Source organism: Peptoniphilaceae bacterium AMB_02, assembly GCA_036321625.1.
GTDB lineage: Bacteria > Bacillota > Clostridia > Tissierellales > Peptoniphilaceae > Microaceticoccus > Microaceticoccus formicicus.
The window spans coordinates 583,683-595,467 of sequence record CP143259.1; the positions used below are offsets into that span (position 1 = coordinate 583,683).

At 33.4% G+C, this 11,785-nt stretch carries 7 protein-coding genes; 5 read left to right on the forward strand and 2 right to left on the reverse strand.

Annotated elements, in window-relative coordinates; all coding sequences use genetic code 11:
• Window positions 1-48: 48 nt before the first annotated feature.
• Window positions 49-942 (reverse strand): DegV family protein, encoded by an 894-nt coding sequence (locus VZL98_02740; GenBank protein ID WVH63890.1) that lies wholly within the window; start codon window positions 940-942, stop codon window positions 49-51.
• Window positions 943-1,074: 132 nt separating this feature from the next.
• On the opposite strand from VZL98_02740, the gene VZL98_02745 reads away from it, so the two are divergent.
• The 4 genes from VZL98_02745 (at window position 1,075) to VZL98_02760 (ending at window position 9,917) form a co-directional block, all read left to right on the forward strand.
• Complete coding sequence (locus VZL98_02745; GenBank protein ID WVH63891.1) at window positions 1,075-1,821, forward strand: ZIP family metal transporter; 747 nt, start codon at window positions 1,075-1,077, stop codon at window positions 1,819-1,821.
• Between the two features lie 250 nt (window positions 1,822-2,071).
• Window positions 2,072-3,682: a hypothetical protein gene (locus VZL98_02750; protein ID WVH63892.1), complete on the forward strand. Its 1,611-nt coding sequence runs from the start codon at window positions 2,072-2,074 to the stop codon at window positions 3,680-3,682.
• 209 nt (window positions 3,683-3,891) lie between these two features.
• On the forward strand, window positions 3,892-5,409 hold the full coding sequence (locus tag VZL98_02755) for a cell wall-binding repeat-containing protein (GenBank protein ID WVH63893.1): 1,518 nt from the start codon (window positions 3,892-3,894) through the stop codon (window positions 5,407-5,409).
• Between the two features lie 296 nt (window positions 5,410-5,705).
• Window positions 5,706-9,917, forward strand: coding sequence for a leucine-rich repeat protein (locus VZL98_02760; protein ID WVH63894.1), 4,212 nt, complete (start codon window positions 5,706-5,708; stop codon window positions 9,915-9,917).
• Window positions 9,918-10,119: 202 nt separating this feature from the next.
• Here VZL98_02760 and VZL98_02765 read toward each other — a convergent pair whose 3' ends face one another.
• Complete coding sequence (locus VZL98_02765) at window positions 10,120-11,151, reverse strand: P1 family peptidase (GenBank protein WVH63895.1); 1,032 nt, start codon at window positions 11,149-11,151, stop codon at window positions 10,120-10,122.
• A gap of 380 nt (window positions 11,152-11,531) precedes the next feature.
• Here VZL98_02765 and VZL98_02770 point away from each other — a divergent pair, with 380 nt between their 5' ends.
• Window positions 11,532-11,783: a DUF503 domain-containing protein gene (locus tag VZL98_02770; GenBank protein ID WVH63896.1), complete on the forward strand. Its 252-nt coding sequence runs from the start codon at window positions 11,532-11,534 to the stop codon at window positions 11,781-11,783.
• Window positions 11,784-11,785 lie beyond the last annotated feature (2 nt).

An 11,785-nucleotide genomic window follows, 5' to 3' on the forward strand; every position in this document is an offset into this window, starting at 1 on the left:
TGAATATAAATTACAAAGAGGATTTTTAATTACTATTGAATTTTCAGCTTAAAAATAATCTATTTCACTGTCAGGATTCGTGCTAAAGCATACACCTAGTATTTCCGGTCCGGTATGAGCTCCTATAACGGGTCCAATGAATGAAATCATAACATCCTCTTCCGCCATTCCTGCATTTTTTACCAGATACTCTTTTAATCTCAGTGCTTCCTCTTCCCAGTCACCATGACAAATAGCTATGGTTTGCTTTGGATTAAACTCACCATCCTTAGATAATCTATTCATATTTTCAAGTATTTTGCTGAATAGCCCTTTACTTCCCCTTGCTTTATCAATGGAATTAAGAGTTCCTTTCTCTTTCTCAAGTCCCAGAATAGGTTTTATATTTAACAGTCCGCCTACTACCTTGGATGCCTTCGAAACCCTGCCGCCTCTGTACAAGTACTCCAAGGTGTCAACTGAATATATATGCTCTTGATAATATCTGAGTTCTTTTGCCTTTTCAACAAGACTTTCAAATTCCATGCCCTTGTCTCTCAGTTTTGCCAATTTAATTGCAAGCATTCCCTCTCCAAAGGTCGCAGATAGTGAATCGACAACTTCTATCTTTGCGTCAGGAAACTTTTCCAACACATCGTTCATGGCAATCACAGCCGTACTATAAGTACCCGATATTCCTGAAGATAGCGGTAAGTATATGACAGGTACTCCCTCACTAGCGTATTTTGTAAATACTTCGATGAGTTTAGAAAGCGTAACTTGCGCGGTCTTATAGACCTTGCCCTCTCTCATTCCATTATATACATCGTCTTTTGTTATATTTACACCATTAAAAAATTCATGTTCTCCATCATTTATCGCTATCGGTAATATGTCCAAATTATACTGCTCGACATACCTTACAGGTACGTCTGCACCATCATCTGTAATTATCTTAATCATTTTTACCTCCAATTTATTATAAAATAATTATATATCACTTTTTAAAAAATTTCAGCAACTCAAGAATATTTTATTTTCTTTAAATTATGAAGTATAATGTTATTGGGTGATGATGTGAGTAATAATCTTATAATGTTTTTATCAATTGGTTTTGCAGGAATTGCAACCGGTCTTGGTGCAATCCCAATTCTTCTTACAGAAAATATCTCCAGAAGACTGCTTGATATTTTACTTGGTTTCGCAGCAGGTATTATGCTTGCGGCTACATCTTTTTCATTGATATTACCAAGTATTGAGTTTGGAGGAAAGGACTTTAAAGCTGTTATGATTACATCTGCAGGAATACTTGCGGGAGGAATCTTTTTAGACTTTATGGATAAGCACTCTCCTCATGTTCACTTGTTAAATAAAAAAGCAGAAGGTGGAGATTCCGGATCACTTCGTAAAATTTGGCTTTTTGTCATAGCAATTGCACTTCATAATTTTCCTGAGGGACTTGCTACCGGAGTAGGTTTCGGATCGGGAGATATAAGTAATGGAGTAACCATAGCAATGGGAATCGGAATACAGAATCTTCCTGAAGGATTGGCGGTTGCTTTAGCATTAAGAAGAGAAAGGTATTCAAAAGGATTTTCTCTCTGGGTAGCTGCACTTACGGGCTTGATTGAACCGGTCGGAGCACTTTTAGGACTCGTTTTAATAAGAACATTCCAGCCTCTGATGGGTTTCATACTGGCTTTTGCTGCAGGTGCAATGTTATTCGTAATATCGGACGAAATCATACCGGAGACTCATTCGGGTGGTTTTGAGAGAGAAGCTACCTATGGAGTGATGGTTGGATTTGTAGTAATGTTAATCCTCGATATCTTATTGGGATAAAAAGATCGCAAATAGTAAAACTATTTGCGATTTTGAAGGTTTACAATATGCAAAAAACCTAGAGTGGTTATCACTTGTCAACCAACAACCAAAAAGTCTAGATCCTATTGCTAGTTGTGAAAACTTAAAGTACTTAGATATAAGAAATAATACGACACTAAAAAGCATAGAAGCTTTAAAGAATCTAAGAAATCTTACTACTCTGGATATGCACGCCATTAAGGTAGGGAATTTGGATGCTCTTTCGAATTTGACTAAATTGGAATCATTGGTAGCTTATTCATGTGCCCTAACCGATATTAGCGGACTAAGTGAATTGGCTAATATGAGATACCTTGATTTAGGTCATAATGATTTAGAAGATATCAGTGCATTATCTAAAATGAATAAACTGGAGTATTTAGATATAAGTAGAAGCATGAAGTATGATTATGTAACCGGCACTAAAAAACCTACAATTAAAAATATTGAAGCATTAAAAGAAGCTGAGAATCTTAAGTTTTTAAGTATGCAATCACATGATATTAGCGATATAACACCGTTAAAAGACATGAGTCAACTAAATACATTATATGCAAATAACAATAAGATCAGTGATTGGTCACCTATTTCGGGTTTGAATATTAAAGATATTTTCTCTGCAGGAAATCCTGTTTTCCATACGGGAGAAGTAAATGAGTATTACTATGATTTCGATAATCCGGACCAAGATACTGAAATCAAATCGAAGGTAGTAGAAATAGAAAAGTTTGAAGATATTGAAGTTTTAAAAGGTACCAACGCACATGATTTTTTGCCTGAAACTGTCGGTGTCAGATTAGAAGATATAGAAGTTACAGAACCTGAAGACCCTGATACTCCAATAGATTTTGAGGGAGAATATGTTAACGATACTGAGATAAGGTTTAAAGTAGTAGATGAAAAAGGTAATTTGATTACAAAAGACTTGAATTTCACTAGATCATCCGATAACCAAGACGGATCAGTACCGGATATGGAATTCGTAGATGGTTACCTAAGTCTAAAAACCCATGGAGTACAGAGGATTATCAGCATAGGTCTTAATTCAGAAGAATACGAGATGGTAAATACTCATAAATACTATGAGAAGTATGAATGGCCAAGCGGGAACACCATAGATTATGTTGAAAAATCCAATAGAAGAGTTAAATTAAGTACAAAAGATGAGGATGGGAATTACATTTTAAATGATGCAGAAAAAGACGTACTTATTATTAATTTGAAGAAAATCGGTGAAACACCTGAGGAACCAGATGAACCTATAGTTGGAGAAGAATATGTTAACGATACTGAGATAAGGTTTAAAGTAGTAGATGAAAAAGGTAATTTGATTACAAAAGACTTGAATTTCACTAGATCATCCGATAACCAAGACGGATCAGTACCGGATATGGAATTCGTAGATGGTTACCTGAGTCTAAAAACCCATGGAGTACAAAGGATTATCAGCATAGGTCTTAACTCAGAAGAATACGAGATGGTAAATACTCATAAATACTATGAGAAGTATGAATGGCCAAGCGGAAATACCATAGATTATGTTGAAAAATCCAATAGAAGAGTTAAATTAAGTACAAAAGATGAGGATGGGAATTACATTTTAAATGATGCAGAAAAAGATGTGCTTATTATTAATTTGAAGAAAATCGGTGAAACACCTGAGGAACCGGATGAACCTATAGTTCCATCGGATAATAAGACTTACGCCAATCCTGAGAATATCGTATTTAAGGTAGTTGATGAACAAGGCGAAATAATTAAGAAGATATTGAGTTTAAACTACAAGGTGATTGCGAAGCTTGTACTGATTATGGATACGAATTTAAAGATGGTTATCTAAAAGTTAGTAATGCTGGAACCACCGGATCTGTTGAAATAAAAGTTGAATCCCAGAAATACGATCTCGTTAATAGACATTCTTACACTGAAGATTATGATTGGTCCGAAGGTAAAGCGTTTAAATATATTTACAAAAACTATAACAGAATACAACTAAAAGAAAAAGATTCTGACGGAAATTATATAATCCCTGAGGATAAAGAAGATTTCTTGATTATTACTCTTAAAGAAAAATCAGTTGATGAATCTAGCTCCATACCTATACATCTGAGCTCTATGAAGAGTTCAGGTAAAATAAGAGAAGAAAATAACAATAATGAATTCACGGAAAGATATCCCGTAACATGGGATGAGGGAACGCCGGAATACACAGCTACGACTGGAGAGTATGTATTTAAAGGAACATTAACTACACCTAAAGGCGTATCGAATCCGGATAATCTTCAAGCTCAGCTTAAAGTTATCATCAAAAAGACTAATGATGAAACGCCTAAAGAAGATATCATTAAGGTCGATAATTCGGATTCTCAGGTTCCTGAAGGTTATGCAGAAGTTATATTTAAAGCGGGAAGTAATGGAAAACTGAATGGTATAAGCAGATTTTTCGTTAAGATAGCGTCAAATGTAAAATTGAGTAGTATAGAAATTCCAAAGATAGTGCCCAATAAAGGTTATGCAATAGCCAAAACTCCATGGAATCCTGATTTAGATGCTGAGCATATTATTAAGCAGAATATTAGCTTTACAGCTCAATATAAAAAGGAATCTACTAATGGAACCGGAATAGGGAATGTAAATGACAGCAATTTAATAGATGACAAGGTGCAAGAACAAAAACCAAGTCGCGGATCTGAAGTAATTGCCGGCAAAGATAGGATTTTAACGGCAATAGAAGTTTCAAATAAATACTTTAGAAGTGCTGAAACAGTAGTTTTAGCAAGGGCTGATATCTATCCTGATGCATTATCGGCAAGTCTTCTTGCCAAGCTGAAATCAGCACCAATGCTACTTAATCCAAATGATAAATTAGATGATTCTGTAAGAAGTGAAATTGAAAGATTGGGTGCAGAGAAGATAATTATTGTTGGTGGATTAAACTCCATTAGTCAAGAAGTTGAAGACGAATTAAAAGCATTAGGGCTAGAGATTGAGAGGTTAAGCGGTTCTGACAGGTATAAGACTTCTGCGGCAATTGCTAAGAAAATTATTGAAATAAAAGGGTCTATCTCCAAAGCAATAATTAGCTCGGGTGAAGATTTTCCTGATGCACTGAGTAGTTCACAATTGGCTGTAAAAGAAGATATGCCTATACTCTTAGTTAAACTAAATGATATAGATGAAGAAGTGATGAGTATTTTAGGAAATGGCTTAAATGAAATTGTAATAGCCGGTGGAGAAAATAGCATCAGTACTTCATTACAATCTAAACTTATAGGGAATGTTACAAGGCTTTCAGGAAAAGATAGATATGAAACTGCAAAGGCAATTGCTGAATATACCTATAGCAGTACTAATAAAGCTTTTATTGCCTCAGGTGAAATATTTGCAGATGCGCTTGTTATTGGATCTGTAACTCACCTTGAAAATGCTCCTATATTGTTAACTAAAGGAACAAATGCTCCAAAAGTCACTTTAGACTACTTAAATGTGAAGGATGTTAAAAAAATTATGATTGTCGGTGGAACCAGCACAATCCGTAATTCAACTATATCAGAATTGGTAAAGTAGAAAGACTTTAATTAATTAGATAAATAAGCGCCTGGCGAGCCAGATTGGTTAGTCAGGCTTTTTATTGGATATTTTAATTATATGCCAGGGGGGATTATAAAGGTTTCTTATTAATAAGTGTATTGCATAAAAATAATTAATTGTTAATACTTATAACAAATGTATATAATTAGGTATGTAAAGAAATCAGTAATTAGCTATATTTGATAGTATTAATATCGCAAGCTAAAAGTAAAAGGGAGGTGAAAACTGGCATTTTAAATACTGATTGATAAAATAATAAATGGAGGGATAAAATGAAGAAGAACTTTTTAGCTCTACTATTATGCGCAATTATGATTTTGAACCCTATTATTGGAACTGCAGATATAATTGTAGAGACTGATACCATATCTGTACAAGGTGTAGATGCAAATGAATTTGAATATAACCCTGAAACACAAACTATTACAGGATATAAGGGAACAGATATTGATATAGAAATACCGGACAGTATCTATGGGACTGTTATTAAACACATAGGCAATGGAGCTTTTGGACGAAAAAGCCTCACATCAGTAATTATACCTAATGGAATCGAAACTATAGGTGACTCTGCATTTGCTAGCAATAATCTGGAAATGCTGGTTTTACCAGAATCCATAGTGAGAATAGGAAGAGCATCTTTTGGTGTCAATGTGAGATTAAAAGAGGTATATCTAAACGAGGGTCTAGAGTATATAGGACAACAAGCTTTCATAAGGAATTCCGCTTTAGTGGGGGCTGTTGAAATCCCTTCTACCGTTCACACTGTGATGACTACGGCTTTTGATAGAACAGGGATTACTACTTTAAAAATCAAAGGAGACAATAATTCTACACCAATTGTCCTAAAGTCTGTTCTATCAAGGACTTTGACCGATGTAGTATTAGAAAATCCATATAAAAAAGTAATAGTTCATTTTAATACTTTTGGTTGTGATGAAAAAACGAATACCATAAATCTAGGAACTGTAGAGACAACGAGCAATAATATTGATGCTTTAAGGACTGAAATAGAGGAAAATATTAAATCAACTATTGCTGCTACTTATGTAAATAAATCAGATAATACAGGAGAAAGCGATATTTTGATTGAGTTTCCTGTAATTTGGGACTATAGTAATGCAGATTTTACTCAGGACGAGTTCGAGATTATAGGACAATCGGAAAAACTATCCAATGATCTTTTTGAAACTATTGAAGGGTATACATCTCCACAACCTGATGCTTGTAAATCTAATAATATTTTTAAACTGAAAGTTAAAGTTCTAAATACGGAAATAGCAAATTGGGATGAAAAGGATTTTAATTATGATACCTTTGAATACAAAGGAAATATGCAAGTTCCAGTGACTAAATGGGGTATTTCGGGGTTATCAGAATCAGGACTTGAGAAACTTAAAACAAATCCGGATATGTTAATTCCTAAGACATTTAGCCTAGACAATGGCGAAGAACCTGAAGAAAAACCAGTTGAAGGCATCATTAATAATGCATTTTCAGATATTAAGATTAATTCCGTTGTATTTCCTCAAACGATAGGAGAATATGACTTTATAATCCAAGATGCTGCCTTTAGAAACTCAGGGTTAAAATCTGTGGTGTTAAGTGAAGGAGTTAAAGCCATAGGATCATATGCATTTTATGGTAATGAGCTTGATGAATTAGTGATTCCATCAACGGTGCTATCGATAGGTAACTCAGCTTTTCAAAACAATAATATTGAATCTCTAATCATTAGTGACGATGTAGATAAAATTCAAATAGATAATTATTCTTTTGCAAATAATAAGCTGAAAGAAGTTAAATTACCTTATTCTATATTTAAATTTTTAAAATATGTATTTAAAGGTAATCCGGGTTTAGAAAAACTTGATTCTGAGGATCTTGAAGAAAATGATCCTGAAGGTACCGGTGTGGTGTACTTATATACTAGAAATAAAGCTCATCTCGGAACTGAAACATATATTGCATTAAGTAAGTATCATAAAATAATAAATACCGCAGAGGGTGTTGATAGATCCACGCTTTGGGAAACGATAAGAAAAGCTAATGCTATAGATTTAAATGATTACAAAGAAGAGGCTGTTAATGAATTTAGTGATGTTTTAATAGCTTCTAAGAAAGTGTTTTTTGATTCCGAATCAACTCAAGATCAGATTGACAATGCAAATAATAGTTTAATGGAAGCTACTGGAAAACTAAGGGCTAGCAGTGCTGACAAAACAGCTTTAAGAGATTTGATTAATAGAGCTGAGGAATTTGTTGAAGAATTGTTTACTGTAGAGAGCTATGAAGATTTGAAAAATGCGGTGGTTGGAGCAAAAGAAGTATCTAAAAATATTGATGCCACTACTGAAGATGTAAATGATGCGATTTCAAAACTTCAAAATGCTATAGATAGATTAGAAATTTCGGAAAACGCGTATTATACAGTTACAGACTTTAGTTATGAAGGTAATACGATTACAGGATTTTCTGAATCAGGCAAGGAAAAGTTTAAAGTTAATAAAGATGTATATCTTCCTGATGAAAATGCCGATGGAACACCGATTGAAATAATTGGTGTTAGAGCATTTAGAATGGACGATCAGTATGTGGAATATGGAACTGATGTTGTAAGCTCACCATATGGAATTAAAAACCTTAGATTGCCAAAAGGTTTAAAAAGAATTGAAGAAGATGCTTTTAGGGTAAATAATCTAGGAAATGTAGAGCTTCCTAAGACTCTTGAATATATAGGAAACTCGGCATTTAACGGAAACCAACTTACGGAAATACTAATACCTGACAACGTTAAAGAACTAGGACTTGGGGCTTTTTCATTGAATTTGCTAAAAAAGGTTACATTATCCAAGAGCTTAACTGAAATAGCCGATGGAGCTTTCTCTAGAAATATTCATTTAAAGAATATAGACTTACATGAAGGATTAACAGTTATTGGAGCTTCATCTTTTATGGGCGCTCCACTGACAGAACTCCATATACCTTCCAGTGTAACAGAGATAAAATCAAGAGCATTCAGTTCACACAGACTTGAAAAATTGAAGGTGCCGGGGACTGTGAAAACTATTGGAAACTATGCTTTTGAACAAAATACTAAATTCAGAACATTGACTGAGGTCGACTTGAGGAATGGAATAGAAGAGATAGGAAACTATGCTTTTAGAAACGGATTGATTATCCAGACAGAACTTCCAAAATCACTAATAAAAATAGGTAACTATTCATTTAGGGGTAATCAAGATAGTAATAAGAATGAAGTAATAGTAAAACTCTATACCTCAAATGAAGAACATCTTAGTTTTAATAATGATAATTCACTAAAAGCACAAGAAGTAATCTACGACCCAAATGTACTCGATAAAAATCTATTGGATGAATTAGGGATTATATTGGAGAAAGCTAAGCTGATAGATAAGAACAAATACACAGCTAAATCTTATGAAGCTTTAAATAATGCAATAAATGAAGCAAATCAAATCTTAGGAGAAAAAACAACTGATGATGATATAAAAGCTGTAATAAACAGTATTAGTGATGCTATAAGCAAATTAGTCGAAAAACCAAAACCTAAACCATCAAAGGATATAGAGGAGGAAGATAAGGACCTGGATAATAGTGCAAAGATTACTCAAATTGCCGGTGAGAACCGATATAAAACAGCAATTGAAATTAGTTCTAAGAGATTTAACAAAGCTGAGAATATTATACTGGTTTCAGGAAAGGATTTTGCAGATGCGTTAACAGCACAGCCCTTAACTCAAGTTTATAATGGACCATTATTACTGAGTTCTTCAGGAGATGTTCAGGAAGATATATTAGCGGAGATACAAAGACTCGGTGCAAAAAATATAATCGTTGTAGGTGGAACTAATTCGGTTACAGAGGAAGAATTAGATAGCTATGATATGGGTATCAAAAGAATAGCTGGTATCGATAGATATGAAACAGCTGAATATGTTGCAAGATTAATTCTAGAGAACTTAGGCAATAAAGACAAGGTAATAATAGCAGATGGTAGAAATTATCCAGATGCACTAAGTATTGCCCCATATGCAACTAAGGAAGGGATACCGATTCTGCTTTCAAAAGGGAATGTTCTATCAGAAGGACAGAGAAGACTAATCGAAGAATACGGAATAAAAGAAGCTATAATTGTTGGCGGAATAAATTCAGTAGGTAATGAAATTGAGAGTTTATTTGAAAAGACAACTAGAATTGCAGGAACAGATAGATATGAAACGGCAGCCAAGATTGCAGGAACATATTTTGCTGATTCCAAAGAAGTCTTTATAGCAAGCGGTGAGAATTATCCTGACGCATTGGTGGTAAGTTATTATGCTTCATATAAGAATGCACCAATTTTACTTTCTGTAAAAGATTATATACCAATGACAACTAAAAATTATATTTTGGATATGCATATTCAAAATATAATATTAGTTGGTGGACAAAATACAATCAATAGCAAAATATATCAATAATATACTTTGGATTGTAAAAATAGAATTTAATTAAATGTTTTAATTCTTAAAACTAATGACCTCTAGTTCTATACCTGTTATGACAATAAAACTTTAAAAGGTCTGAAAATAGATTCAAATCATAAATGAAGTAAATAAATATAAAAGGTGCTGAATTGGCTATATATTGTCCAATGCAGTACCTTTTTAATTGACTATGAAGTTAGAAAATTTTTGACAATATATCCTCGATTGCATAACAAGTATACCCATTTCTACCGGTTACTGTTTCGGAGTTGAAAAGTGAACTTAAGACGCTTTCATAGACTGACTCGCTTACTGCTTGAAAAACTATATCGATTAAATCATCGCTAATTCTTTTTATGTCGATTATTTCCTTTGTTTCATGTAGAATGGTGTTCGCAGTAGAAAAAGAAATAACGAGTTCACCACTTCCGTTAGACACAAAGGAACCAGTCTTGCAAAGACCTACAATCGCTCTTTTTGAAATTCTAAGTAATTGCCTTTCATTTAGTGGAACATCAGTGGCTATAATGACTATTACAGAACCTTTATCGGGTTCGTTGATACTTTGGACCATGTATTTTTCGGATAAATTTTGACCATTAATTATGAGATCTTCATATCTTCCGTGATTGGTAAGGACTAATGTTCCTAATGTATATTCATTCTCGTCGATTTCAAAAATTCTGGAAGATGAACCGATACCACCCTTTAATCCATGACATCTCATACCACGTCCGGCACCGACAGATCCCTCTTCAAAAACTTTCTTTGAATCTTTTATCGCCTCAAAGACATCAGAATTTTTTATGCTAAGACTTCTTATATTATTCAATTTCATATCATTACATTCACAAACGAGAGGATTAACAGTGCCCGTTGTTTCGCCTATTGAAGGGTTTTGTTCCAACATGTATTCTACCAAAGCAGATGCTGCTGTTCCAACGCTTAGGGTATTAGTAAGAATTATCGGTGTTTCAAGAGTTCCGAGTTCATTAATTTGCATTAGGCCGATACTTTTTCCAAAACCGTTTATCACATGAGTTGCTGCCAATAGTTTCTTTTTAAATATATTTTCTTCGCGTGGTATGATTGCGGTTACCCCCGTTTGAATATCACCTGAAGCAAGAGTACAATGTCCGACCTTTATACCCTCTACATCTGAGATAAGGTTTAGATTACCATGTTTAAGCTTTCCTGTATCTATATTCAGTTCTTTAGTAAGTCCCATAATATGCTCCTTTTTATCAAAATAATTAAGAGTTTTCTATCCTACTTGAATTATAGCATATTTGGAATTTTATAAGTCCGTTATTAGAACTATTAAGTTTTATGTTTAAGCAATCTAGTTTTAAATTCTCGTAAAAAATCTAATTAATGTCGAGAAAAATTTATAATAGGTTGAAATAATTTATTTTTTCTCTGAGTAAGCTAAAAAAATTTTAATATAATAATAATGTACTATATATCAAGAAAACTAAATATTTGGGGCGAAAACTTAAAAAAGATTACAATTCAATCTCCAACATTACAATTTTGTGATATAATCATAGGGTATTTTATGTTAGTATAGTAGGTGAAGAATTGTTTTTCGCAAAATATATATATAGAATGAGATTATTTAATTCCAACTCTTTAAAAGATAAGAGGAGCTTAAGGAGCAGTATTATAAAGAAGATTCAGAATAGATATAATATTGCAATAGCTGAAGTGGGAGACCAAGATGTACATAATAGTCTCTTATTAGCATGTGCAAATGTAAGTTATGATCAGGTAAATTTAGAGAAAACATATTATTCGATACTGGATTTTATAGAAACATATGACCTGGAAGTATATGAAACGGATTATTTGGAGTATTGATT